This window comes from Duganella sp. 3397, assembly GCF_031456625.1.
GTDB lineage: Bacteria > Pseudomonadota > Gammaproteobacteria > Burkholderiales > Burkholderiaceae_D > Rugamonas > Rugamonas phyllosphaerae.
Window position 1 is genome coordinate 664,400 of the sequence record NZ_JAVDVB010000001.1, and the last position, 26,361, is coordinate 690,760.

21 protein-coding genes are annotated in these 26,361 nt (G+C 65.9%); 18 read left to right on the plus strand and 3 right to left on the minus strand.

Annotation, left to right across the window (positions count from 1 at the left end):
• Positions 1-214 precede the first annotated feature (214 nt).
• The 7 genes from J2X54_RS02885 to J2X54_RS02915 are packed head-to-tail and all read left to right on the plus strand — an operon-like array spanning position 215 to position 6,715.
• Entirely contained in the window at positions 215-1,381 is a 1,167-nt protein-coding gene (locus tag J2X54_RS02885; RefSeq protein ID WP_310177494.1) for a methyl-accepting chemotaxis protein, read from the plus strand.
• Between the two features lie 15 nt (positions 1,382-1,396).
• A complete protein-coding gene (locus tag J2X54_RS02890) occupies positions 1,397-1,765 on the plus strand; it encodes a response regulator (RefSeq protein ID WP_019923537.1) in 369 nt (122 codons plus the stop codon).
• A complete protein-coding gene (locus J2X54_RS02895; protein ID WP_310177496.1) occupies positions 1,762-2,049 on the plus strand; it encodes an STAS domain-containing protein in 288 nt (95 codons plus the stop codon). Before J2X54_RS02890 ends, J2X54_RS02895 begins: the two co-directional genes overlap by 4 nt.
• A 10-nt stretch (positions 2,050-2,059) precedes the next feature.
• On the plus strand, positions 2,060-4,288 hold the full coding sequence (locus J2X54_RS02900) for a chemotaxis protein CheA (RefSeq protein ID WP_310177498.1): 2,229 nt from the start codon (positions 2,060-2,062) through the stop codon (positions 4,286-4,288).
• Between the two features lie 14 nt (positions 4,289-4,302).
• The gene (locus J2X54_RS02905; protein ID WP_310177500.1) at positions 4,303-4,839 is read left to right on the plus strand and encodes a chemotaxis protein CheW; all 537 of its coding nucleotides are present in this window, start codon (positions 4,303-4,305) and stop codon (positions 4,837-4,839) included.
• A complete protein-coding gene (locus tag J2X54_RS02910) occupies positions 4,836-5,648 on the plus strand; it encodes a protein-glutamate O-methyltransferase CheR (RefSeq protein ID WP_310177502.1) in 813 nt (270 codons plus the stop codon). Before J2X54_RS02905 ends, J2X54_RS02910 begins: the two co-directional genes overlap by 4 nt.
• On the plus strand, positions 5,645-6,715 hold the full coding sequence (locus J2X54_RS02915) for a chemotaxis response regulator protein-glutamate methylesterase (RefSeq protein WP_310177504.1): 1,071 nt from the start codon (positions 5,645-5,647) through the stop codon (positions 6,713-6,715). Before J2X54_RS02910 ends, J2X54_RS02915 begins: the two co-directional genes overlap by 4 nt.
• A 38-nt stretch (positions 6,716-6,753) precedes the next feature.
• On the opposite strand, the gene J2X54_RS02920 is transcribed toward J2X54_RS02915, so the two are convergent.
• Entirely contained in the window at positions 6,754-7,572 is an 819-nt protein-coding gene (locus tag J2X54_RS02920) for a methyltransferase (RefSeq protein ID WP_310177506.1), read from the minus strand.
• Positions 7,573-7,808: 236 nt separating this feature from the next.
• Between J2X54_RS02920 and J2X54_RS02925 the strand changes: the two genes are divergently transcribed.
• The 10 genes from J2X54_RS02925 (at position 7,809) to J2X54_RS02970 (ending at position 21,407) form a co-directional block, all read left to right on the plus strand.
• Positions 7,809-9,446, plus strand: coding sequence for a TldD/PmbA family protein (locus tag J2X54_RS02925; RefSeq protein ID WP_070246968.1), 1,638 nt, complete (start codon positions 7,809-7,811; stop codon positions 9,444-9,446).
• 117 nt (positions 9,447-9,563) lie between these two features.
• Positions 9,564-10,901 (plus strand): TldD/PmbA family protein, encoded by a 1,338-nt coding sequence (locus J2X54_RS02930; RefSeq protein WP_310177510.1) that lies wholly within the window; start codon positions 9,564-9,566, stop codon positions 10,899-10,901.
• Between the two features lie 18 nt (positions 10,902-10,919).
• Positions 10,920-12,557: a TldD/PmbA family protein gene (locus tag J2X54_RS02935; RefSeq protein WP_070246970.1), complete on the plus strand. Its 1,638-nt coding sequence runs from the start codon at positions 10,920-10,922 to the stop codon at positions 12,555-12,557.
• A 2-nt stretch (positions 12,558-12,559) separates the two neighbouring features.
• Positions 12,560-13,897, plus strand: a complete 1,338-nt coding sequence (locus tag J2X54_RS02940) for a TldD/PmbA family protein (RefSeq protein WP_310177513.1) — start codon at positions 12,560-12,562, stop codon at positions 13,895-13,897.
• Positions 13,898-13,930: 33 nt separating this feature from the next.
• A complete protein-coding gene (locus J2X54_RS02945) occupies positions 13,931-14,548 on the plus strand; it encodes a DUF4159 domain-containing protein (protein ID WP_141749440.1) in 618 nt (205 codons plus the stop codon).
• Positions 14,549-15,556, plus strand: a complete 1,008-nt coding sequence (locus tag J2X54_RS02950) for a MoxR family ATPase (protein ID WP_310177517.1) — start codon at positions 14,549-14,551, stop codon at positions 15,554-15,556.
• Complete coding sequence (locus J2X54_RS02955; protein WP_310177519.1) at positions 15,556-16,461, plus strand: DUF58 domain-containing protein; 906 nt, start codon at positions 15,556-15,558, stop codon at positions 16,459-16,461. Before J2X54_RS02950 ends, J2X54_RS02955 begins: the two co-directional genes overlap by 1 nt.
• Positions 16,458-17,507: a BatA domain-containing protein gene (locus J2X54_RS02960; protein WP_310177521.1), complete on the plus strand. Its 1,050-nt coding sequence runs from the start codon at positions 16,458-16,460 to the stop codon at positions 17,505-17,507. Before J2X54_RS02955 ends, J2X54_RS02960 begins: the two co-directional genes overlap by 4 nt.
• On the plus strand, positions 17,491-19,620 hold the full coding sequence (locus tag J2X54_RS02965) for a DUF4175 family protein (protein ID WP_310177523.1): 2,130 nt from the start codon (positions 17,491-17,493) through the stop codon (positions 19,618-19,620). Before J2X54_RS02960 ends, J2X54_RS02965 begins: the two co-directional genes overlap by 17 nt.
• Positions 19,617-21,407, plus strand: coding sequence for a hypothetical protein (locus J2X54_RS02970; protein ID WP_310177526.1), 1,791 nt, complete (start codon positions 19,617-19,619; stop codon positions 21,405-21,407). The genes J2X54_RS02965 and J2X54_RS02970 overlap by 4 nt, the downstream gene beginning before the upstream one ends.
• Positions 21,408-21,411: 4 nt before the next feature.
• Here the strand turns inward: J2X54_RS02970 and J2X54_RS02975 are convergent, their stop codons facing one another.
• Positions 21,412-22,062 carry a pyridoxamine 5'-phosphate oxidase family protein gene (locus J2X54_RS02975; RefSeq protein WP_310177528.1) on the minus strand — a complete coding sequence of 217 codons (651 nt, stop codon included), beginning with the start codon at positions 22,060-22,062 and terminating at the stop codon, positions 21,412-21,414.
• 90 nt (positions 22,063-22,152) lie between these two features.
• Between J2X54_RS02975 and J2X54_RS02980 the strand changes: the two genes are divergently transcribed.
• Positions 22,153-23,697 (plus strand): PLP-dependent aminotransferase family protein, encoded by a 1,545-nt coding sequence (locus tag J2X54_RS02980; protein WP_310177530.1) that lies wholly within the window; start codon positions 22,153-22,155, stop codon positions 23,695-23,697.
• Here J2X54_RS02980 and J2X54_RS02985 read toward each other — a convergent pair.
• Complete coding sequence (locus J2X54_RS02985) at positions 23,694-26,135, minus strand: TonB-dependent receptor (RefSeq protein WP_310177532.1); 2,442 nt, start codon at positions 26,133-26,135, stop codon at positions 23,694-23,696. The two genes, J2X54_RS02980 and J2X54_RS02985, sit on opposite strands and share 4 nt — an antisense overlap.
• Positions 26,136-26,361 lie beyond the last annotated feature (226 nt).

Genomic DNA, 26,361 nt, shown 5'->3' on the forward strand with positions numbered 1-26,361 from the left:
AAGAGTGCAACCTGCAAGCGATTGCAACGAGGAATAAAGATCCCATTTTGCTAGTCACAATAAGGCGCCGTTGCTCGGTTGTTTGTCCGCAACAGCTGGCCGCGACGCCCCCGCCCGTTTCAAAATTTTAAGCAACATTTACCAGGCATTGCGCTAGAGTGGGACCTCTGCGCCACACTTATTGGCGCGTGCTGCCTGAGCGGGGTGTCGTCGCGTGAAGAAGATTTTTGCAGTCGAACAGGGCTTCCGACAAGTGCTTGCGCCGTTGGCGTTGGCAGCGGCCGGTGGCGCCGGCACCATGTTGGCCGGCTGGGGCGCCTGGGGTTGGTACACGGTGTTGTGGGCTGCGGTGCTGCTGGCCGGCGCCGCGTGGTGGGGCGTCGGACAGGGGCCTGCGGCTGGCGACGACGCCATGATCGGCCGCTACCTGCACGGGCGTGATGCGTTCGGCGCGGCGGTGCTGCCGGTGTGGAGCCGCCACATGGAAAACTCGCGCACCCAGATGGAAGACGCGGTGGCCGACCTGGCCACGCGCTTTTCCAGCATCGTCGATAAGCTCGACAACGCGCTGCATGTCTCCAGCCTGGCGGGAGATCAAGGTGGCGGGCAGTCGATGACCGCCGTGTTCTCGCACAGTGAAACCCAGCTCGCGTCGGTGGTGGCGTCAATGAAGTCGGCCATGCAGTCCAAGCAGGCCATGCTGGCGCAGATCCGCGACCTTGAACGTTTTACCCGCGAACTGCGCGACATGGCCGAAGGCGTGGCCAGCATCGCCGCCCAGACCAACCTGCTGGCGCTCAACGCCGCCATCGAGGCTGCGCGCGCCGGTCCCGCCGGCGCCGGCTTCGCTGTGGTGGCGCAGGAAGTGCGTCACCTGTCGAGCCGCTCGGCCGAGACGGGCCGTAATATCTCGCAGCGCGTGGGCCAGATCAGCAGCGCCATCCTGGCCGCCAGCCAGGCCGCCGAGGCATCGAGCGACGCCGAAGACCAGAGCATGCAATCGGCCGAAGGCATGATCGATACCGTGCTGGCCAACTTCCGCAGCATGACCGACGCGCTGGTGCAATCGTCCGACCTGCTCAAGCAGGAAAGCGTTGCCATCCAGGGCGAAGTGGGCCAGGCGCTGGTGCAACTGCAGTTCCAGGACCGCGTGAGCCAGGTGATGTCGCACGTGCGCGAAAACCTCGAACTGATGCCGACAGTGCTGGCAGAGAATCGCCGCCACTTCGAGGCCACCGGCGAGCTGCTGGCGCCCGATCCGGCGCCGCTGCTCGATGCGCTGAAGAGCACCTACGCCATGGCCGAGGAACACGCGGTGCACGGCGGCTCGCGCCTGGGTGCGCCCAAGGCGGCGGACGCCGACGAGATCACTTTTTTCTGAACGGGATAAAACAGCATGGCAAAGACGATACTGGTGGTCGACGATTCGGCCTCGCTGCGCCAGGTGGTGGGCATTGCGCTCAAGGGCGCGGGCTACGACGTGATCGAAGGGCGCGATGGCGCCGATGCGCTCACCAAGTGCACCGGCCAGAAGATCCACCTGGTCGTGTGCGACGTGAACATGCCCAATATGGACGGCATCACCTTCGTCAAGGAATTCAAGAAGCTGGCCAGCTACCGCTTTACGCCGGTGATCATGCTTACCACCGAATCGCAGGAGAGTAAAAAGGAAGAGGGCAAGGCGGCCGGCGCCAAGGCGTGGGTGGTCAAGCCATTCAAGCCCGAGGTGCTGCTGGGCGCAGTGGCCAAGCTGGTGCTGCCGTGAGCCAGCAACTGGTGCTCGAAGGCGAGGTCAATATCTACCGCGCCGCCGACCTGAAGACCGAGGTGCTCGCTGCGCTGCGCGCGGGGCCGGTGCTGGAAATCGACCTGGCCGGCGTGACCGAACTCGATACGGCCGGCTTGCAGGTGCTGATGCTGGCCAAGCGCACCGCCACACTGGAACAGCGCGAACTGCGGCTGCGCAACCACAGCCCGGCCGTCGTGGACGTGGTGGAAATGCTGAACCTGGGCGCGTTCTTCGGCGACGCCGTGCTGATACACAGTTGAGGAGTCCATCATGAACCTGGACCAGGCGCTGCAAACCTTTATCACCGAAAGCCGCGAGCTACTGGCCGACATGGAGCACGCGCTGCTCAATATCGACCTGGCCCAGGACCTCGACGGCCAGGGCGAGGCGATCAACGCCATCTTCCGCGCTGCCCACACCATCAAGGGTTCGGCCGGCCTGTTCAGCCTCGATCACATGGTAGCGTTTACCCACGTGGTGGAAAGCCTGCTCGACGCCGTGCGCGACGCCCGAGTGGTGATCGACGATGACATGGTCACGCTGCTGCTGGCTTGCTGCGACCATTTATCGGGCATGACCGACGGCCTGGCGGCCGGCCGGTACGAGGCCGACCCGGACACCGCACCCGAGGGCGAACGCCTGCTGCTGCAGCTGCGACGACGCATGGGTGTGGTTGATGAACCGGCGCAGTCGCTGGCCGTGCAACCGCAGTCCGACCTCAACCCCGACCTGGAGCGCATGGCCCAGGCCACGGACGCCGGCGACAGCGACTACTGGCATATCTCTTTGCGCTTCGGCCCCGGCGTGCTGCAAAACGGCATGGACCCGATCGCGTTCCTGCGCTACCTGGCGCGACTGGGCCGCATCGCCGGCATGGCCACCGTGGCCGATGCGCTGCCGGCGGATGAAGAAATGGATGCGGAACTCTGTTATCTCGGCTTCGAGATCGCCTTCGACAGCACGGCCGACCGCGAGGCGATCCTGGGCGTGTTCGAATTCGTGCAGGACGATTGCGAGATCCGGCTGGTGGCGCCGCGCGGCAAGGTGTCTGAGTATGTAGCGCTGATCCGCGCGCTGCCGGAAAACCCGGCGCGCCTGGGCGAAATGCTGGTGTTGTGCGGCAGCGTGACAGCGACGGAACTGGCCGCAGCGCTGGCGCAACAGTCGCAGCAGTCGCAGCAGGCGCAGACCGAGGCGCAAGCCAACCTGGACCCACAGGACACGCAGGCTACACCTCAGCGCCTGGGCAGCATCCTGGTCGCTGCCGGCCAGGTGGCGCCGGTGGTGGTGGAGGCCGCGCTCACGCGGCAAAAGCAGGTAGGCGAACAGAAGGCACAGGAAAACCGCTCGATCCGGGTCGATTCCGACAAGCTCGATCGCCTGATCGACCTGGTCGGCGAATTGATCATCGCCGGTGCGCGTACCAGCGTGATCGGCCAGCGCCTGCACAATACCGAGCTGCTGGAGGCAACGTCCACCTTGTCCGGCCTGGTGGAAGAAGTGCGCGACGCCGCGCTGGAACTGCGCATGGTCAAAATCGGCGCCACCTTCAACCGCTTCCAGCGCGTGGTGCACGACGTGGCGCGCGAGCTGGGCAAGGACATCGGCCTGGCGGTCGACGGCGAGGACGCGGAGCTGGACAAGACCGTGGTGGAAAAGATCGGCGACCCGCTGATGCACCTGGTGCGCAACGCCATGGACCACGGCATCGAACCGGCCGCCGTGCGCATCGCCGCCGGCAAGCCGGCGCGCGGCATGATCACCCTGAATGCCTTCCACGAGTCGGGCAGCATCGTGATCGAAGTGAGCGACGACGGCGGCGGCCTGCGCAAGGAAAAAATCCTGGCCAAGGCCATCGAGCGCGGCCTGGTGGACCCGGAACGCAAATTGACCGACGCCGAAATCTACAACCTGATTTTCGAAGCCGGCTTTTCCACCGCCGAGACCATCACCAACCTGTCCGGGCGCGGCGTGGGCATGGACGTCGTCAAGCGCAATATCACCGCGCTGCGCGGCAGTGTCGATGTGCGCAGCACCGAGGGGCAGGGCGCCACCGTCACCGTGCGCCTGCCGCTCACGCTGGCGATTATCGACGGCTTCCTGGTGCAGGTGGGGTCGTCGGTGTTCGTGATCCCGCTCGACACCATCGAGGAGTGCATCGAGTTTGCCGCCGAGCCAGGGCAGGACTACAGCAACCTGCGCGGCCAGGTACTGCCTTTCATTCGCCTGCGGTCGCTGTTCCATATCGGCGGCGCGCCCACGCGGCGCGAGAGCATCGTGGTGCTACGCTTCGGCAAGGTGCGCGCGGGACTGGTGGTCGATACCCTGCTCGGCGAATTCCAGACCGTGATCAAGCCGCTCAGTCCCATCTTCAGCGAAGTGCGCTGCATCAGCGGCTCCACCATCCTGGGCAGCGGCGACGTGGCGCTGATCCTCGACGTCGGCGCGCTGCTGCAAACGGTGGACAGCCGCGTTACCGCGTCCGCGCTGGCTGCCTGATGAGGAGCACTGCCATGAACCTGGCCACGGTCAATCACAACGCCGAAGCGCTGCCCACCCAGTACCTGACCTTCCTGCTGGGCGACGAGCGCTTCGCGGTCGGCATCCTGCACGTCAAGGAGATCATCGAATACGCGGGCACCGCCACCGTGCCGATGATGCCTGACTGCGTGCGCGGGGTAATCAACCTGCGCGGGGCGGTGGTGCCGGTGATCGACCTGTCGGCGCGGTTCGGGCGCGGCGTGGCGGCGATCGGCAAGCGTACCTCGATCATCATTGCCGAGATCGACGATGGCGACGGCAAGCAGGTGCTGGGCATGATGGTCGACGCGGTGAGCGCGGTGGTGGAGATCGAAGCGCCCGATATCGAACCGGCGCCGCCGTTCGGCGCCCGCATCCGCGCCGACTTCATCGCCGGCATCGCCAAGTGCCAGGGGCGCTTCGTGATTCTGCTGGCACTCGAACGGGTGCTGTCCACCGGCGAGGTGGTGGAGCTGTCGCGTCACGCCGTCCCGATGGTGGCCACGGCGAGTTCCAGCAGCAGCCCATGACAGCGGCAATCCTGACCGACCGCGAGTTCTCGCAATTTCAGCGCTTTATCTACGATGCGGCCGGCATCAGCATGGCGGACGGCAAGCAGGCGCTGGTGAGCGGGCGGCTGGCCAGGCGTTTGACGCACCACCGGCTCGAGAGCTACAGCGACTACCTGCGCCTGCTGCAAAGCCGGGCCGATCCCGCCGAGCTGCAAGTGGCGATCGACCTGCTCACCACCAACGAGACCTATTTTTTCCGCGAGCCGAAGCACTTCCAGCTGCTGCGCGACCTGGCGCTGCAGGCACGGGACAAGGGCCGCGTGCTGCGCGTGTGGAGTGCCGCCAGTTCCAGCGGCGAGGAAGCGTACAGCATCGCCATGGTACTGGCCGACGTGCTGGGCGACGCCGCGTGGGAAGTACTGGGCACCGACATCAGCAGCCGGGTGCTGCAGCGCGCGCGCAACGGCCACTATCCGCTCGAACGCGCCAGCCAGATGCCGCACGATTACCTCAAGCGCTTCTGCCTGAAGGGCCAGGGCAGCGAGGAAGGCACCATGCTGATCGAACGCGCGCTGCGCCAGCGGGTACAATTTCAGCAGGTGAATCTGAATGAAACGCTGCCCAGGCTGGGCCAGTTCGACGTGATCTTCCTGCGTAACGTGATGATGTACTTTAACCTCGATACCAAGCGCCAGGTGGTGGCGCGCCTGCTGTCGCTGTTGCGTCCGGGCGGCCATTTTTTGATCGGGCATTCGGAAACCCTCAATGACATCAACGACACGCTGTCGGTGGTGGCGCCATCGGTCTACCGCAAGGACAAGCAATGAGTGACATCAAGGTCATGATCGTCGACGATTCGGCCGTGGTGCGGCAGGTGGTGAGCGCCCTGCTCAACGCCGCGCCGGGCATCGCCGTTACCTACGCGGTGGCCAACCCGCTGCTGGCGATCGAGCGCATGAAGATGCAGTGGCCCGACGTGATCGTGCTGGACGTGGAAATGCCGAAGATGGACGGTATCTCGTTCCTGCGCAAGATCATGGCCGAGCGGCCCACGCCGGTGGTGATCTGCTCCACCCTCACCGAGAAGGGCGCGCAGACGTCGGTGGAGGCGCTGACCGCCGGTGCCGTGGCCGTCATCACCAAGCCGCGCCTGGACCTCAAGCAGTTTTTGCACGACAGCTCGGACGAACTGGTGGCGGCCGTGCGCACGGCCGCCGGCGCCCACGTGGTCAAATCCAAGTACCACGCGCCGCTGCCGCCGGTCCCTGCCAAGCTCAATGCGGACGCCGTGCTGTCGCTGGGCGATGCGCGGCCCATGACTGCTACCACCGAACGGATAGTCGCGATTGGCACGTCCACCGGTGGCACCCAGGCGCTTGAAGAGGTGCTCACGTCCTTGCCGCGGGTTTGCCCCGGCATCGTGGTGGTCCAGCACATGCCCGAAAAATTCACCGCCGCCTTTGCCGCGCGGCTCGACAGCGTATGCGAGGTACGAGTGAAGGAGGCGGCCAATAACGACCGCGTGCTGCAAGGCCAGGTGCTGATCGCGCCCGGCGGCAAGCACATGCTCCTGCGCCGCAACGGCGCCCAGTATTTTGTGGAAGTGGTCGATGGGCCGCTGGTCAATCGCCACCGGCCGTCGGTGGACGTGCTGTTCCGCTCGACCGCGCGCGCGGCCGGCGCCAATGCGCTGGGCGTGATCATGACGGGAATGGGCGATGATGGTGCGGCGGGCCTGCTGGAGATGCTCAAGGCGGGTGCACGCACGGTGGCGCAGGACGAGGCGTCGTGCGTGGTATACGGCATGCCCAAGGAGGCGGTCAAGCGCGGGGCGGTGGAAAAAACCGTGCCGTTGACGGCGATTTATCGCGAGATCCTGCAGCAGCTGGGCTGATGCATGCTGGCCGGAGCACAGCCCCGGCCAGCACCAACTTACGGCTTAACGAATTTGAGCGTCATGCGATCGCTCTCGCCGATCGCCTGGTACTTGGCGCGGTCTTCATCCTTGTTGGTGAAGGTTGGCGGCAGCGCCCACACGCCATTCTTGTGGTCGGCCTTGTCCTTCGGATTGGCATTGATTTCCGACTTGGCGGCCAGCTTGAAGCCTGCCGCTTCGGCCAGGCCGATCACGTACTTCTCGTGCATGTAGCCGGTGCTGGCGGTGGCGTCCTGGGTTTGCGAGGCTGGCAGGCGGTGCTCCACCACGCCGAACACGCCGCCCGGTTTCAGGCTGTCGTACACGCTGGTGAACAGTGCCTTGAGGTTGTCCGGGCCGGTCGGAATCCAGTTGTGGATGTTGCGGAACGTGAGCACCATGTCCACGCTGTTATTCGGTGCGAACTCGTATTTGCGCGGTGGCGAAAACACCCCCAGCGCCACCTTGTTGTACACGGCCGGATTGGCGTTCAGGCGCTCCATGAAGCGCTCGGCGCCCTTGCGTTCGCGCTCGTTGGGCGAGGCCAGGTCGTTGCCGGCGGCGATCAGCTTGCCGTTGTCGCGCAGGTAGGGCGCCAGGATCTCGGTGTACCAGCCGGCGCCGGGCGCCAGTTCCACCACCGTCATGTTCGGGCGGATGCCGAAGAAAGTGAGCGTCTCGTAAGGATGGCGGCTGGCGTCGCGCTGCACGTTGGCGGGCGTACGCGAGCTGGCGCCGATGGCGGCCTTGAGCTTCGCGTCTACCGCTTGCGCCGAGGCGCCGCTGGCGACAAACAGCGTGGTGCAGGCCAGAGCGGCCACGAGGTATTTCTTCATACTCGGTCTCCTGAGGGTTCGATGGGACGATGACGGCGCCGCGCGCCGCCCTGCGCGATCATGGGCGAGGACCGCACGCAGGTCAAGCGAATCGGCGCTGTCTACCTCCCATGTGTAACGCAGTGTATCGCTGTGGTAGATGGCATACATATTGCTATCGCTATCGTTGATCAGGCGCTAATATTGCCCTGCTGTTGCCCAGGGCGGCTGGCCCGAAAAAAATATCTGGAGAGACGATGGAACGACGTGCATTCCTCAATGTAGGTAGTCTGGCGCTGGGCACGATGTTATTGCCCGCCTTTGGCCGTGCGATTGCGGCCGACGAACTGCTTAAACCGGTCGCCCTGCAGTTCAAGAAAATGCTGGCCGATACCGCGATGACGGCCGCCACCCAGGCCGGCGCCAGCTACTGCGACGTGCGCGTGGGCCGCTACCTGAACCAGTTCATCACCACCCGCGACCTCAATGTCGAAAACGTCGTCAATACCGAGTCGGCCGGCGTGGGTGTACGCGTGATTGCCGGCGGCGCCTACGGCTTTGCCGCCACCAACGACATGACGCCCGACGGCGTGGCCGGCGCCGCCCGCCAGGCCGTGGCGATTGCGCGCGCCAACGCCAAGCTGCAAACCGAACCGGTGGTACTGGCGCCGGTGAAAAGCCTGGGCGAAGTGGCGTGGGCCACGCCCATCGTCAAGGACTGGCGCACGGTGCCGATCAAGGAAAAGGCCGAGCTGCTGATTACCGCCAACAAGGCCGGCATGGACGGCGGCGCGAACTTCATGCAGTCGATGCTGTTCCAGGTGAACCAGCAAAAATACTTCGCGTCCACCGACGGCTCGTACATCGACCAGGACGTGCACCGCCTGTGGATGCCGATGTATGCCACCGCCGTCGACCAGAAGAGCAACAAGTTCCGTACCCGCCAGGGCCTGTCGTCGCCGGTGGGCATGGGCTACGAATACCTGGACGCGCGCCCCGAGCACAAGGTCAAGGCAGCCGGCGGCGTGGCCACCCTGTACACCAAGTCGTACGACTTGATCGAGGATGCGCGCGCGGCCGGCAAACAGGCCAGACAGAAGCTCACCGCCAAGTCGGTGGAGCCGGGCAAGTACGACCTGGTGCTCTCGCCCGAGCACCTGTGGCTGACCATCCACGAATCGGTGGGGCACCCGACCGAGCTCGATCGCGTGCTCGGCTACGAAGCCAATTATGCCGGCACCAGCTTCGCCACGCTCGATAAATGGGAAACCAGGAAATTCAAGTATGGCTCGCCGATCGTCAACATCGTCGCCGACAAGACCACGCCAGGCTCGCTGGCCAACGTGGGCTACGACGACGAGGGCGTGCCGTGCAAGCGCTGGGACATCATCAAGGACGGCATCCTGGTCAACTACCAGGCCACGCGCGACCAGGCCGCCATCATCGGCGAGAAGGAGTCACACGGCTGCTCGTACGCCGACAACTGGAGCAGCGTGCAGTTCCAGCGCATGCCCAATGTGTCGCTGCAGGCCGGTAAAAAGCAGCTCACGCCGGACGAGATGGTCAAGGACGTCAAGAAGGGGATCTATATCGTCGGTGACGGTTCGTTCTCGATCGACCAGCAGCGCTACAACTTCCAGTTCGGCGGCCAGCTGTATTACGAAATCAAGAACGGCAAGATCGGCCAAATGCTCGAGGACGTGGCCTACCAGTCGAACACCCAGGAATTCTGGAACGCCTGTACGGCCATGTGCGACGAGCGCGATTGGCGCATGGGCGGCTCCTTCTTCGACGGCAAGGGCCAGCCTTCGCAGGTGTCGGTGGTGTCGCATGGGTCGAGTACCACCCGCTTCAACGGGATCAATGTAATCAACACTGCCCGCAAAATCGCCTAGAGGTCGTTTCAAAAAGACCGCAGCGTCGTTGCAGCGCCTTGCCGTGCAGGCGCACTGTCTTCGGCGCTGCGCCTAGCTGCGCTCATTTTGAAACAACCTCATTTGGAGAAATATAATATGAAAAACCTGAACCAGGACGACGCCAAGCGCATTTGCGACAAGGTACTGTCGTTGACCAGCGCCGACCAGTGCGAAGTAAACCTGACCGGCAGCCGTAACGGCAATATCCGCTATGCCCGCAACGCCGTCTCCACCGCGGGGCTGATCGAAAATACCGAGCTGGCGATTGCGGTCGCCTTCGGCAAAAAGCAGGGTGTCGCCACCCTCAACGAGCTTGACGACAAGTCGATCGAGCGCGCGGTGCGCCGTGCCGAAGAGCTGGCGCGCCTGGCGCCGGACAACCCGGAGTTCATGCCCACGCCAGCGAAGCAGCAATACAAGGCCAGTGAAACCTTCTTCCAGAAGACCGCCGACATCGACCCGGAATTCCGCGCCCAGGTGGCCGCCTACAGCATCGAGAACAGCCGCAAGAACAAGCTGGTGGCCGCCGGCTTCTTTACCGACAGCGACCGGTTCACGGCGGTGGCCAATTCCAACGGCATCTTCGGCTTCCAGCGCGACACTGGCCTGGACTTCACCATCACGGTGCGCACCGAAGACGGGCGTGGTTCCGGCTGGGCCAAGCGCAGCGTGGGCGACGCCAGCAAGTTCGACGCGCGCGAAGCGTCCGACGTCGCCATCGAAAAAGCCCTGCGCTCGGTGGAAGCGAAGGCGCTGGAGCCGGGCCGCTACACGGTGGTGCTGGAGCCGGCCGCCACGTCCGACATCCTGGCCTATATGTTCAACGACTTCGGCGCGCGCGAGGCCGACGAGGGCCGCAGCTTCCTGTCTAAAAAAGGCGGTGGCAACCGCAAGGGCGAAAAGCTGTTCGACCAACAGGTCAACGTGTGGAGCGATCCGTGGGACGCCAACGTGGCGGTGCTGCCGTGGGATGGCGGCTCGATGCTGGCGCGCGAACGCCAGGATCTGATCAAGAACGGCCGCATCCAGGACCTCAACTACTCGATGTACTGGGCCAAGAAGCAGGGCCAGCGCGCGGTGGGCACGCCCGGCAACATCATCATGGGCGGCACCGGCAAGTCCACCGAGGAGCTGATCGCCAACACCAAAAAGGGTGTGCTGGTCACGCGTACCTGGTATATCCGCATGGTCGATCCGCAGTCGGTATTGTTGACGGGCCTGACGCGCGACGGCACGTTCTACATCGAGAACGGCAAGATCAAGCACCCGATCAAGAACTTCCGCTTCAACGAAAGCCCGGTGTCGATGTTGAACAATATCGATGAACTGGGCCGGCCGGAGATTCTGTCGGGCGACGAGTCGCCGTACCAGTTGCTGGTGCCGGCCATGCGCGTGCGCGATTTCAATTTCACGTCGCTGTCGGACGCGGTGTAACTATAAACTGGAGTATCAGTGGAACGACGTTCATTCTTAAAGGTCAGCGCTGCCGCCGGCGGCAGCTTGCTGATCCCGGTCTTCGGTAACGCGATTGCGGCCGACGAGTTGCTTAACCCGATGGCCGTGCAGTTCAAGAAGTCGCTGGCCGACGCCGCGCTCAATGCAGCCACCAAGGCCGGCGCCAGCTACTGCGATGTGCGCATCGGCCGCTACCTGAACCAGTTCATCACCACGCGCAACCTCAACGTGGAAGACATCGTCAACACCGAGTCTTCCGGCGTGGGCGTGCGCGTGATTGCCGGCGGCGCTTACGGCTTTTGCTCGACCAACGTGATGACGCTCGATTCGGTAGCCGAGGCCGCGCGCCAGGCCGTGGCGATCGCGCGTGCGAACTCGAAGCTGCAGCTGGAACCGGTGGTGCTGGCGCCGGTCAAAGGCGTGGGCGACGTGGCATGGGCCACGCCGTTCAAGAAGGACTGGCGCGCGGTGCCGATCAAGGAAAAGGCCGAGTTGCTGATCGCCGCCAACAAGGCGGGGCTCGACGCCGGCGCCAACTTCATGCAGGCCAACCTGTTCCAGGTCAACCAGCAAAAATACTTCGCGTCCACCGACGGCTCGTACATCGACCAGGACATGCATCGTCTCTGGTCGCCATTTACTGCCACCGCCGTGGACAAGGCCAGTAACCGCTTCCGTACCCGCGACGGCCTGTCGTCGCCGGCAGCGATGGGTTATGAATTCTTTGACGCGCTTCCTGAGCACAAGCTCAAGGCCGCCGGCGGCGTGACCACCTTGTACAACGGCGCGTACGACCTGATCGAAGATGCGCGCGCGGCCGGCCGCCAGGCGCGCGAAAAGCTCACCGCCAAGTCGGTGGAACCGGGCAAGTACGACCTGGTGCTCTCGCCCGAACACCTGTTCCTGACCATCCACGAATCGGTCGGCCACGCGACGGAACTGGACCGCGTGCTCGGCTACGAAGCCAATTACGCCGGCACCAGCTTTGCCACGCTCGATAAATGGCAGAGCAAGAAATTCAAGTACGGCGCCGACATCGTCAACTTCATTGCCGACCGCACCACGGCGGGGTCGCTCGGCTGCGTCGGTTACGACGACGAGGGCGTGCCGGCCAAGCGCTGGGACATCATCAAGGACGGCATCCTGGTCAACTACCAGGCCACGCGCGACCAGGCCCACGTGATCGGCGAGAAGGAATCGCAAGGCTGCTCGTATGCGGACAGCTGGAGCAGCGTGCAGTTCCAGCGCATGCCCAACGTCTCGCTGGCGGCGGGCAAGAAGCAGCTGACGCCCGACGAGATGATCAAGGACGTCAAGAAAGGCATCTATATTCTCGGCCGTGGTTCGTTCTCGATCGACCAGCAGCGCTACAACTTCCAGTTCGGCGGCCAGCTGTATTTCGAAATCAAGAACGGCAAGATCGGCAGCCAGCTCGAAGACGTGGCATACCAGTCGAACACCCAGGAATTCTGGAATGCCTGCACCGCGCTGTGCGATGCGCGCGACTGGCGCATGGGCGGCTCCTTCTTCGATGGCAAGGGCCAGCCGAGCCAGGTGAGCGCGGTGTCGCATGGTTCGCCCACTACGCGCTTCAACGGCATCAATGTGATCAACACCGCACGCAAGATAGGATAACCATGAAGATGCTCACGCAAGACGAAGCAAAACGGATTTGCGACAAGGTGATGGGGCTGTCGAAAGCCGACGAATGCCGGGTGCAGATTTCGGGCAGCCAGCGCGGCAACGTGCGCTATGCGCGCAACAGCGTCTCCACCGCCGGCCTGGTGCAGAACACCCAGCTCACCGTGAGCGTGGCCTTCGGCAAACGCCAGGGCACGGCGTCGGTGAACGAGTTCGATGACAAGTCGCTGGAAAAAGCCGTACGCCGTGCCGAGGAAGTAGCGCGCCTGGCGCCGGAGAACCCGGAGTTTCTGCCGGCCGTGAAAGGCCAGTTGTATAAACCGTCGTCCACGTTCAGCGCGGCCACCGCCGCCATCGATCCCGAGTACCGCGCCAGCGTGGCTGGCGCCAGCATCGAGATGGCCCGCAAGAAGGGCCTGGTTGCCGCCGGCTTCTTCAGCGACACCACCGGTTTCGAAACGGTGGCCAACTCCAACGGCGTGTTCGGCTACCAGACCCTGACCAACCTTGGTTTCACGGTCACCACCCGCACCGAGGACGGCCTCGGTTCGGGCTGGGTCACGCGGTCGGCCAACGACGCCGCCAGATTCGACGCCCGCGAGGCATCCGAGATCGCCATCGAAAAGGCGCTCACTTCGGTCAATGCGAAAGCCATCGAGCCGGGGCGCTACACGGTGATCCTGGAGCCGGCCGCCACGTCGGAAATCATCGGCCGCATGTTCGGCGCGTTCGACGCGCGCCAGGCCGACGAGGGCCGCAGCTTCCTGTCGAAAAAAGGTGGCGGCAATCGCCTCGGTGAAAAGTTGTTCGACGAGCAGGTCAACCTGTGGGCCGATCCCTGGAATCCGGACGTGCCGGTGCTGGGCTGGGACAATGCCTCGATGCTGGCGCGCGAGCGCACCGACGTGATCAAGGGCGGCAAGATCGCCTCGCTCGACTACACGCCTTACTGGGCCGAGAAGCAGGGCAAGCGCGCTACCGGCCGCCATGGCAACATGATCATGTCGGGCGGCGGCAAGTCCACCGAGGAGCTGATCGCCTCGACCAAGAAGGGCGTGCTGGTGACGCGCACCTGGTATATCCGCATGGTCGATCCGCAGTCGCTGCTGCTCACCGGCCTGACGCGCGACGGCACCTTCTACATCGAGAACGGCAAGATCAAGCACCCGATCAAGAACTTCCGCTTCAACGAAAGCCCGGTCTCTATGCTCAACAATATCGAGGAACTGGGCAAGCCGGTCGTGATCGGCGGCGACGAAGTGCGCTACCAGATGATGATCCCGCCGATGAAGGTGCGCGACTTTAACTTCACGTCGCTGTCGGACGCGGTGTAGGCATCCCGAAATATAACGAGAGGGCGGACAGCTGTGGCCTGGGATTTTTACTTCACCCGCCTGACCTACGAGTCGGGCGACTGGGACGTCGATGTGCGCATGCCCAGCAACGTGCTCAATTCGCTGGTCGAGTACACGACCTTGCGTGTCGATCCGGTGGAGCGCATCGTGGCCCTGTCCGACCCCAAGATGCTCGAGGCGCCGTTCTGTTACTTCGCAGGCCACAAGCTGGTGCAGTTCACGCCGGCCGAGCGCAAGAACCTCGAGCGGTACGTCAAGGGCGGCGGCTTCGTGTTTGTCGATGACTGCAACCACGACATCGACGGCCTGTTCGCCAAGTCGTTCGAGTCCGAGATCGCCAGCATCTTCGGCAAGCGCGCCTTGCAGAAGATCGCCAACAACCACGCGATTTATTCGAGCTTCTTCAAGTTCGAGGGACCGCCGACCACCGGCGTGGAACTCAATGGCTGGGGCGACGACCTGGTCCACGACTACCTGAAGGCGGTGGAAGTGGGCGGGCGGGTGCGCATCCTGTACAGCAACAAGGACTACGGCTGCGAGTGGGACTATGACTTTCGCAACAAGCGTTTTCTGGCGGTCGACAACACCCGCTTTGCGGTCAATATCATTCAATACGCGTTGGGAGCTTAAATGAAGGATGCGGTGGGCGCAGTCGCCTGGGACGAAACGGAAATCGGCGCCTTGTGCGCGAAGGTGGCGGCGCTCAAGGGCAGCATGTCGAAGGTGATCATCGGCCAGGAAAACGTGATCGACTCGCTCATCATCTGCCTGCTCGCTGGCGGCCATGCGCTGGTGGAAGGCGTGCCGGGACTGGGCAAGACGCTGCTGGTCAAGTCGCTGTCTCAGGCGACCGACATGGCGTTTCACCGCGTGCAGTTTACGCCCGACCTGATGCCGTCCGATATCGTCGGCACCGAGATACTGGAAGAAGATCAAGCCACGCGCAAGCGCACGTTCCGCTTCCAGCCCGGTCCCGTTTTCACGCAGGTGCTGCTGGCCGACGAGATCAACCGCGCACCGCCGAAAACCCAGTCGGCGCTGCTCGAGGCGATGCAGGAGCGCAGCGTCACCTTCGCCGGCCAGACCCACATGCTGCCGCGCCCGTTTTTTGTACTGGCGACGCAAAACCCGATCGAGCAGGCCGGCACCTATCCGCTGCCCGAGGCGCAGCTCGACCGCTTCCTGCTGCGTATCGACGTCGTCTATCCGACCGAGGAAGAGGAAATCCGCATGGTCGCCGCCACCACCAACGCCGGCCTCCGCGATGCCGAGCCGGTGATGGACGTAGCCACGCTGCTGCGCCTGCAGCAGCTGGCGCGCGATATCGAAATCGGCGACCACCTGCTGGCGTACGCCACCCGGCTGGTGCGCGCTACCCGCCCGGCAATCACCACCGTGCCGGCGGTGCAGCAGCATGTGGGCTGGGGCGCCGGCCCGCGCGCCGGGCAGGCGCTGGTGCTGGCCTCCAAGGCACGGGCGCTGATGCACAACCGGCTGGCGGTCACCCGCGAAGACATTGCAGCCATGCTGCTGCCGGTGCTGGCGCACCGCGTGATCCGCAACTTCGAGGCGGAGGCAGATGGCGTGGCAATCGCCGACATCCTGCTGGCGCTGCGCGAGCATATCCGTCCAGACTAATGGCCGCTACAACCAACGCCATGATGGCCGCCACGCGCGACCTGGAGCTGGTGATCCGCCACGTGCTGGCTGGTCTCGGCCACGGTATCCACGCGGGCCGCGAACGTGGTGCCGGTGTCGAGTTCTCCGAGTACCGCGCCTACGCCCCCGGCGACGAATGGCGCCGCGTGGACTGGAAGTTGCTGGCGCGCGCAGACCGTTATTTCGTGCGCGAGGCGGAACGCGACAGCCACGTCGCCACCTGGCTGTGGCTCGACGCCACGGCGTCGATGGCGGAACCGAGCCGCGAGCTCGAAGGCGTCAATAAACTGTGGTTCGCGCGCACCGCGCTGGCCTGCATGGCCGCCATTGCCCAGCGCCAGGGTGACGCCTTTGGCCTGGCCATTTGCAGCGGCGGCAAGGTAGCGTTTACGCCGGCCGATCGCGGCCCGCGCCACTTGCAGCGGGTGCTGGCGCGGCTGGCGGCGGCGCGGCCCGACGGTTTGCCGCCAACGGCGCAGGTACTCAAAGCGAGTTTGCACTTTGCGCGTGCGCCCGGCCTGGTGCTGGCCGCCACCGATGGCCTGGACTGGCACGGCCAGTATGGGCCGTCGCCATTGTCCGAAGCGCTGCTGCGCCTGCGCAAGCTGCACCACGACGTGCGCCTGCTCACGGTGCGCACGCGCGCCGAGGTCGATGCCGATTTTGCTTCAGGCGCGGCGTACCGCGATCCCGAGCAGGACGCCGGCCTGCACCGGTATACAAAATCCGACCGCGCCGCGTACCTGGAGCGCAGCGGCGCGCACTTCGCTGCGATTGCCACCAGCTGCCGCCAGAACGACATGGTCCACCACGAGGCGTGCATCGAGCAGCCGCTGGCCGACGTGCTGCGGCGCTGGCTGCAGAAAGCGGGAGCGCGCGGTTGATCACCAGTAGCTATCCCTGGTGGTGGCTGGCGCTGCCGGTGCTGTTGCTGCCGATCTGGTGGCACCGCCAGAAACGCCAGCGCCTCGACGCCACGCCGCTGGCCACCGCGCGCTTTTTACCGGCTGCCGCGCCCGAGCAGTTGCGCGTGTGGCAGTGGCGCGACCGCCTGCTGTTGCTGGTGCGCTGCCTGTTGCTGATATCGCTGATCGCCTGGCTGGCCGCCACTGTGTTGCTGTGGCGCGGCGACACGGTGCTGGTCGATGCCGGCGCCGACCAGGCCTGGGCTACGCGCCAGATTGCCGATGCCGGCATGAGCGACGCGCGCCGCATCGACCTGCCGCCCGACGCGCTGGCCTGGCTGCGCAAGAACGAACGTGACTGGCGCGCCGACGCGCGGCTGCTGATCGTGGCGCGCGAAGGGCAGATCGGCATGACCGCGCGGGCGCCGCAGTTCGGTCATGCGGTGGAATTACGGGTGCAGGCTGCGTCCGTCGCCCCCGCCGCGCCAGCGGTGCAGCACCAGGTCGTGCTGTCAGCAACGTCCGAACGCGAGCCCGCGTGGCGCTCGCTGTTTGCCGCATTTGGCCAGGCTGGCGATGGCGCGCAACGTTATGCGCTCGCCACCGCCCCTGTCGCCGCAACCGAATTGATCGTCTGCGACACGCCGGGGCTGGCGCCGCCGCCAGGCTGGCGCGCGCCCCACTGGTGGCTGCGGGCCGGCAGTGACAAGGACTGGCCTGAACTGGACAAGGCCACGACCATCACCATCAACGGCATTACCTTGCGCTATGCCGACAGCCCGCGCGGCCGGCTGTGGACCTCGACCGCTTTCCCGCCGCGAGACGCGCAGACGGCGCGCGCGTTGTACCAGGCATGGCGCCTGCTAGCTGCGGCACCGGCGCCGGCGTACCCGGCGCCGTCGCACAAGTTTTCCACGGCAGCGGCAGCGGCAGTGGCCGATGCCAGTCCCGCGCACTGGATCGCCTGGCTCCTGCTGGCCCTGTTTTTACTGGAACGGAGTCTGACCCATGCCCGCCGCGCCTGACCTGTTGCGCCAGCGGCTGTGGGCCGCCGTGCTGCGCCGCCGCGCGCCATGCTGGCTGGCCGCCTTGGTCCCGCTGGTAGCTGCCCTTGTCCTGTTGCCGGCCATGCGCGCGTGGCTGCTGGCGGCATTTGCCGCCTGGGTGCTCGGCCTGGCGCTGGATGCCTGGCGCTGGCATCGGCGCATCGCCGGGCAGTGGAACGCCTGGCTCGACGCCGCCGTGCCGGCAATGGAAGACAGCAGCGCGCTGCTCGCAGCCGAAGCCCGTACGCCAATGGCGCGCTTGCAGCAGCAACGCTTGCAGGCGCGCCTGGCCACCAGCCTGACCGGTAACGACTACCGCGCCATTGCCCGCCACCGCGCACCGCTGGCCACGCCGTCGTTTGTCGCGCCGATAGCGCTCGCGTTGATCGCCGCCGGCGCCGCCTGGTTCTACGATGCCCGTGCCGCACACGTGTCCGCTCCAGCCGCCGCAGCGCCAGCGGCCAACCTGCCCGTGGTCGCCGGTGAAGTCTACCTGCGCGTGGCGCCGCCTGGCTACACCGGCGTGGCCGCCTTCGAGACCGGCGCCCGCGATATCCAGGTGCCGCAGTATGCGCAGGTGCAGTGGTGCGTTCGTCAACCAGCCGGGCAGCCGCCTGCCAGGGCGGTGGTGGAACTGAGCGACGGCGCCATCCTGGCCGTGGGCGAGGTCTGCGCCAGCCGCCGCGTGCAAGACTCGCTGTTCTGGCGCGCCGGTAAGGCCGGCGCCGCCGGCGGCGCGCGCTATAACATCCGGGTTACACCCGACCAGGCGCCGCAGGTCACCATCGCCGAGCCGAAAGAATTGATCCACCTGCTGGCCAAGGACGCGACAACCGCGCGCATCGCCGTGGTGGTGCGTGACGATTACGCCATCGTGCGCGCCAGCCTGCATATGACACTGGCGCGCGGCAGCGGTGAGAACGTGCGCTTCACCGACCGCGAAGTGCCGCTGCCCAAATCCAGCGACCCGAAGCACCGCAACTGGAACAAGCAGTGGACCCTGCTTGAATTGGGCATGGAGCCGGGCGACGAACTGTACTTCTTCGTGCGCGCCACCGATAACGACCCGGAAAACCCGCATACCGTGCAGTCGCCGACCTACACGCTGCGCCTGCCGGGCCCCGAGGCCGAAAGTGTCGATTCGACCGCGCTGCCGACCATGGTCAAGCCGGAGAGCTTGCGCAGCCAGCGCCAAGTCATCATCGATACCGAGCAACTGGTGGCGGACCTGCAGGCGCGGCCGAAGCTGGCCGACCTGCGCGCGCGCAGCGAGGCGATCGCCGCCGACCAGGCCGCGCTGCGGCTGCGCTACGGCCAGTTCCTGGGCGAGGAGTCGAGCCTGTTCGGCGACGAACACGGCCACGAAGAGTATGGTGAGCATGAGGGACATGGGGGACATGAGGGGAAAAAGGAGCATGGGGAGGAAGCACAGCACGGCAAGCAGTCGCTGGGCACCGAAGTGGGCGCCATGCAGCGCTTCGGCCACGTCCACGACCAGGAAGACAACGCCACCATTTTCGATCCGCAAACCAAGGCGATATTGAAGCGCGCGCTGGCGGCCATGTGGGACGCTGAAAAATCGCTGCGCGCGGTCGCGCCCAAGGCCGCACTGGGGCCGGAATACAAGGCGCTGGACGCCATCAAGGAACTGCAGGCCGCCGAACGCGTGTACCTGCACCGCACCGCCTTTGTGCCGCCCGCGCTCAAGGAGGAAAAGCGCATGAGCGGCGACATGGTGGGCGCCATGAGTTACAAGCGCGCGCAAGGCGCGCCCGACGACACGGTACCGGCCGAAGTGCGCGACCTGGTGCAGGCGCTGGCGCAGGACGGCGCGCTGCCGGCGCTGTGGAGCAAGGCCGCGCGCGACGCCGTCGGCGCCCGCATCGCCGACCCGGAACAGAAACTGGCGGCGCAACGCGCAGTACAGGATGTGCAGGATGGCTGCGTGCCGTGTCGCGGTCCGCTGCGCGCCTGGCTGCGCGGTACACTGACCGACGCGCCGGTGCTGGTGCAGGGACGCACCGCAGCGCAATCGCCGTTCGTGAACGCCTGGCGTAACGGGGAAAAGCAGAACCCGGAGCCGCAACCATGATCACGATCACCCAACTGGCGCCTGCCTGCGTGGCACTGGCTGTCGGCATCCTCGGCGCCGCCCTGTATGGCCGGCGGCGGCGATGGCTCGATGTGCTGCTGGTCCTGCTGGCGGGTGTGGCGCTGGCCGCAGCGCTGGCCGAAGTCCGCCTTCGGGTACCTGCGCCCGCGCAGGCGGTGACCACCGATAGCCGTGGCGCCATCGCCGACGCCCCATTGCAGGCGATTGCCGATGCCGGCGCGATCGACCTGGCCGGTGACGGCCTGCGCGCCGCGCAATGGCAGGATCTGCCGGCCCGCCCGCTGCGCTGGACGCCAGGTAAAGAAGAAGCGCTGTCGCTCGATTTCCCGCGCACGATGGCGCTGGGCCGCGTGTTTACGCTGACCGTGCATCGCCCGCAAGCCCAGGGCGCGTGGCGGCTGCAACTGCTGGCCGAGAATGGCCAGGTGCTGGCTGATTCCGCCACTGGCGCCTCCGATGGCGCCGATGCCACGCGTGCCGCCAGCCCCACCATTGCCGCCAATGCCGTCAACACTGCAAAGGTCCCTGGCAAAGCCGGCGATCAATCAACGCAACGATCGGTGCAATGGTTGCCGCCAGTGGCCGAAGCGATGGTCCTGCACGCGCGCGTGCTCGACGCTGCCGGCAAGGTCGTCGCCGCCGGGCCGGTACCGCTGCAAGTGACGGCGCCGGTGCCGCTCAATATCGTCGGCCGCTTCAACGCGCCATCGTTCGACGCCAGCGCCCTCAACCGCCTGCTGACCGACGGCGGCGCGGTGCTCGACTGGCAGGTGGTGCTGGGCAAGGCGATTGCCCGCAGCGAAACCGCACGCGCACCGATCACTGCGCCGAACGCGCTGGTGGTCGATGCCGCCCACGTCGAGCAGCTGGCGCCAGCCGCGCGCGCAGCCTTGCTGGCGCAGGTGCGGCAGGGCGTACCGCTGGTGGTCCTGGGCGGCAATGCGGCCGATGCGGCGTTGTGGCAGCGCGAGCTTGGCCTGCGGGTGCGGCCGCAGTCTCCGACCACGGAACAGGAAGATCAGCGCCGGTTCACCATCGCCGGCGAGGAGATGACACTGGCGCCGGCTGCGCTCAATCCGGACGATGCGCCCGGCGGCGAGTGGACCGTGCTGGCGCGCGACAGCAAGTCGCGGCCGTGGGCCTGGCAGAGAACCATGGGGCCAGGACGCGTGGTATGGATCGGCGTGGCCGACTGGCACCGCTATGCGATCAGCGCGCCACGCGCGCTGGCGCTGTGGTGGCAGGGGGCGATGGATGCGATGGCGCTGGCCGGAGAACAAAAGACCGGCTGGGTGTTGGCGGACCTGCTACCGTTGCCTGGTTTGCGCACCGAGATCTGCGCGCAGGGCGTCAAACCAGGCGCAGTGCTGCGCATCGACGGCCTGGCCGATGCCCGCCTGCTGGCGCGGGAAGACAAAGCCGATGCCGTGTGCGCTGCCGTATGGCCGCCGCAGCCGGGGTGGCTGGTGCTGCGCAGCGCGGGCCTGGAAGCGGGGCGCCACTACGTGTATGCGCCCACCGACTGGCCGGCGTGGCAGCGGGGATTGCGGCGCGAGGCGACCGCGGTTTATGCAGCGCGGGCTGGCGGTACCGAGGTCGCCGGCACCGCCAGCCATGATCGGCCGCTGCCGGTGATGCCGTTCGCGGTACTGTTTGCGTTGTGCCTGCTGGCGCTTTGGTGGCGCGAGCAACACGGCAACCCCGCACGGCCACCCGATGGGGTCGGACCCGTCGGGTCCGACCCCGGTCTCCGGGTTGCGGGGTAACGGTTCAACCGTTCTGCCATCCTGTTATATGCGCCGGCGCCTCGATGGCGCAGGCTGCATCGGCCACCGGCGCCAGCCGGGTTTGCGCAAACGGCAGCACGCCTGCCCACGCCGGCCATGACAGGTCTTCCTCGTCGTCCTTCGGTCCGCCGCTGCGCACCTTGCAGGCCGCTTCGTCCAGCGCGATGCGCATCACCGTCGTTGCCGCGTATTCCTTGTCCGACCCAGGCCGCACTTCGCCCTGGCGTCCCGGCAGCAACTGCTCCATGAAGTCTTCCATCGCTTTTCGCCGCGCCGCCTCGTCGGCGACCACTTCGAAGCGCCCGTAAATCATCGCCGAGCGGTAGTTCATCGAGTGGCTGAAGGCCGATCGCGCCATCACCAGGCCGTCCACGTGGGTGATGGTCACGCACGCGTCGCTTTCCTGCAGGCGCTTGAGCATGCGGCTGCCGTTGGAGCCGTGGATGTACAGGTAAGCGCCGTCGCGCCAGCAGGCGGTGGGGATGCAGTGCGCGCCCGTGTTATCGGTAAAGGCGATGTGGCACAGGTAGGCGGCATCGATGATGGCGTGGAGGGTGGCGGCGTCGTAATGCGCGTTGGTGGCGACGCGGCGCACGCGGGTGCGGGCGCTGGGGGCTTCGGTGTGGTCGTTCATGTTCTCCATCCAGAAAGGTGAGACACCAATATAATGCGTTGCTGGCCCTGAAATAAGGTCCACAATCACCTATTTTTATGGAGCCACAGAATGGATCTTGCCCGGCTGCTTGCCACCTATGCGGACCAGCACCGTCACCGCGCCTGGCCGCGCCAGCGCCTGCTGCACGAATGCCTGCGCACGGCCATCCGAGATGGCACCCTGGCTGCCGGTACCCGCCTGGCCGCCTCGCGCGCGCTGGCGGAGGAATTGCACGTGGCCCGCAACACCGTGCTGTACGCGTACGAACAACTGGCCAGCGAGGGTTTCGTCACTACCGACCGCCGTGGCACGACGGTGGCAACGATGGCGACGATGGCGGCGCCGCAAGCGGCTATCACAACCGCCAACAGCGGCGCCAGCGCGACGATAAGCACCACCGGTCTGTCCCACCGCGCGCGCAACCTGCGCCCGCTCTACGGCACCGCCCAGCGCATGGGCGCTTTTGTGCCCGGCGTGCCGGCGCTCGACCAGTTTCCGACGGCCTCGTGGCGGCGCCTGGTGGACCGCGCCTGGCGCACCCTCACGCCCGCGCAACTCAATTACGGCGATCCGTGCGGCGAAGCCGAACTGCGGGCGGCAATCGCCGATCACCTGCGTGCCGCGCGCGGCGTGGTGTGCGAAGCGGGCCAGGTGTTCATCACCGACGGCGCCCAGAGTGGCCTCGACCTGTGCCTGCGCGCGCTGGCCGACGCCGGCGACACCATCTGGCTTGAGAACCCAGGCTACGGCGGCGCGCTGGCCTCCGCACGCGGGGCCGGGTTGGCCGTGACCGGCATCGACGTCGACGACGACGGCATCGCGCCTACGGCAAACGACTGGCTGCTGCGTCCTCCGCGCCTGGTCTACACCACGCCGTCGCACCAGTACCCGGTAGGCAGCGTGCTCAGCTTGCGGCGCCGGCTGGCGCTGATTGACGCAGCGCGCGTGGCCGGCGCCCTTATCATCGAGGACGACTACGACAGCGAATTCCGCCACGACGGTGCGCCGCTGTCGGCCATGCAGGGTCTGGCGCCGGACGCGCCGGTGGTGTACCTGGGCACCTTCAGCAAGACCATGTTCCCCGGACTGCGCATCGGATTTGTCGTTGTGCCGCGCGCGCTGGCGCCAGCGTTTGCCGCCATGCGCGCGCAATCACATGCGAGCGGGCGCGCGGCCGAGCAGCTGGCGCTGGCCGAGTTCCTGCGCAGCGGCCAGTTCGCGCTGCACGTGCGGCGCATGCGGCGCCTGTACCGGCAGCGGCGCGATGCGCTGGTGGTGGCGCTGGAACAGCACATGGGAGCGGTGGCGACGGTGCACGGCGCGTCGGCAGGCATGCATTTGTCACTGCGCCTGCGCGACCAGGACCTGGACGACGCGGCGATCAGCGCGCAGGCGCTGGCGCATGGCGTGGTGGTCAATGCCCTGAGCCGCCATGACACGCACGGCGGCTCGGGCTGGAAAGGACTGATGCTCGGCTACGCACAGGTGCCGGCAGAGGAAATGGAAGACCTGGTCAGGCGGCTGGCGGCGGTGGTGCACCTGGCGGCATACAACCGCCGCCAGCAACGCAGGGGCGACACCGGGCCGCGCAGCAGGTTTGCCGTGGTCGCTTAAAACGCCGTGTCGGCGCGGAGGTACATCGAGCGGCCATTCACGCCGAACGGGCAGGTCTCCCAGCAACGCGTAAAGCCCAGTTTCGGGAAGTCGCCGCCGTTGGTCCACTCGGACGGCAACTGGTCGAACAGGTTGTTGACGCCAAGGCTCAGGAAGGTGCGCTTGCTGAAGGCATAGCGTACCGACGTGTCGACCAGCCATTTGGCATCCCACGTATGCAGGGGGCTGAAGCTTTGCGCCTGCACTTCGCCGTAATAGTTGGCGCGGGCGTTGAGGTTCCATGGACCGTTGGTGTAATCGGCCGCCACCACGTGGTGCTTGCGCGGCTGGCCGCGTTCGATCAGGGTCACCTGCGCCTGGTCGAACAGGGTCTCGCCGCTCAGTACCGACGATGTCGAATGGCGCTTGCTCACCTCCGTTTTGTTGAAGCCCAGCTGGCCCGAGAGCACCAGCGCCGACGAGGCGAACTTGCTGGTGTGTTCGGCCACGATGTCGAGGCCACGGGTGCGGGTATCGACCGCGTTGGTGAAGAACTGCGCCTGGCCCACGCCCAGTGGCCGCAGCACGTTGGCGATCGGGCCGCCGTTCGCTTCCGGCGCGATCTCGCTCGAGAACACGATGCGGTCACGGATCTTGATCTGGTACGCGTCCACCGTCAGCGACATGTTCGAGGCCGGGCGCAGCACCAGGCCTACGCTGGCGTTGCGCGAGGTCTCTTCCTTGAGCGGGGCGATGCCGAAGGCCTGCGTGACGGCGCTGCCCTGGCGCGCGGTCAGGGTTTCGGTCAGCACGCCGTTATTGAGGTTGGTGGAGACGGAGCTGTAGAACTCCTGCTGCACGCTCGGTGCGCGGAAGCCGGAGGACAGGCTGCCGCGCACGCCGACGGTCTTGGTCGGGTCCCAGCGCGCGCTCAGCTTACCGGTGACGGTATTGCCGAAGTCCGAGTATTTTTCGTAGCGCACGGCGCCGGCCAGGGTGACGTTGTCCACCGGCTTGTGCTCGACGTCGAGGAACAGCGCGATGTTGTGGCGGCCGTCATCGACTGCGGTGGCGGGCGTGTAGCCGGGGAAGCCCTGGATGCCCGAGGCGGCGGTATTGCCGTTCTGGCCGACGATGCGGATGGCCGGGTTGTTGGTGCGGCCGTACTGGTACGAGACCGGGTCGCCGGCAACGATCTGGTAGTTGTCGCGGCGGTATTCGAAGCCGGTGGCCACGAAGATGCTGGCGTCGCCCAGCTTGACCGGTCCCTTGATGTCGGCGTTGAAGGTGGTCTGGTTGAATTTCAGGGTACCGGTGTCGGCCTCGCGCGGCGATTCGGCGTAGATGCCGCCGCCCGGGCGCGGTTCGTACCAGTAGCTGGTGTTGATGCTGTCCGATTCGTGGAACGCCAGTTCGCTGGCGCCGTGGTTGATGCTGATGTCGGCCTTCCAGTCATTGGTCAGGTCGCGCCGGTAGCCAAACGCGAACGAGGCGTCCTTGATGTCGGTGTGGATGGCGGGCAGGAAGCCGTTCGGATGCACGGCCGGTACGGTGCGGTCGTCGCCGGCCGAGCGGAAGAAGCCGAACGAGTCGCCCTTGCGCTTGGACAGGCCGCCAAAGGCGTAGAACTCGCTTTGCTTGTCGATCGGGATCGCGGCGTTCCACCAGAAGTACAGGTCGCGCGTGTTGCTGTCGCCGATATGTTGCGTCACGCGCGGCGGATCGACGCGCAGCGAGTCGACGCCGGCGCGGTTGGTCTCGCCGCGCTTGCGCGCTTCGACCGTCAGGTTCAGGTAACCGCCGTCCTGGCCCAGCGCCACGCCGGTGTTGGCGCTGGCCGAATACAGGTCGCCGTCGCCTTCGGACGTGGTGCCGTAGGTGCCGCTCACCGAGGTCTCCTTGACCTGCGATTTGAGCACGATGTTGATCACGCCGGCAATCGCATCGGAGCCGTATTGGGCGGCCGCGCCGTCGCGCAGCACTTCGATGTGGTGGATGGCCGCCAGCGGAATGGCGTTGATGTCGGTGCCGGCCGAGCCACGCCCCACGCTTTGCTGGACGTTGACCAGTGCCTGCTGGTGGCGGCGCTTGCCGTTCACCAGCACCAGCACCTGGTCCGGGCCCAGCGAGCGCAGGGTGGCGGGGCGGATGCTGTCGGTGCCGTCGCTGATGAAAGTACTGGAGAAGTTGAACGAGGGGTCCAGCGTTTGCAGCAGCTTGCCCAGTTCCAGCGGGCCGGCGGTCTGCATGTCTTTCAGGCTGATCAGGCCGACCGGGGACGACGTATCGAGCGCGGTCTTGGCGACCGTGCGCGAACCCAGTACGACCACAGTTTGTTCTTTGGCGGCCTGTTCGTCGGCGGCCGATTGCGCGCCGGACTGGCCGGCGGCCAGCAGGGCGACGGCGCCAGCGATGACGCGGGCAATACGGCTGCGCTTGAAGTGGGGTGCTCTTGTCATGGTCTCTTTCCAGTTTTTTTTGTGGTGGACGGACGGTGGTACCGGCCGGTCAAAAAATACTAGTCGCAGGCAAGCCCCGCAGCAATCAGGCTTTCTACGCAGACGATGGACAATGTTGCAGAATAAATACTTATCACGCTGTCACGACGATAGTGCGTGCCATGTAACGCAATGTATCGTAAGCTGGGCTGGCGCCAGTCACGTGTTCCACGTGGTCGCGCGCAAA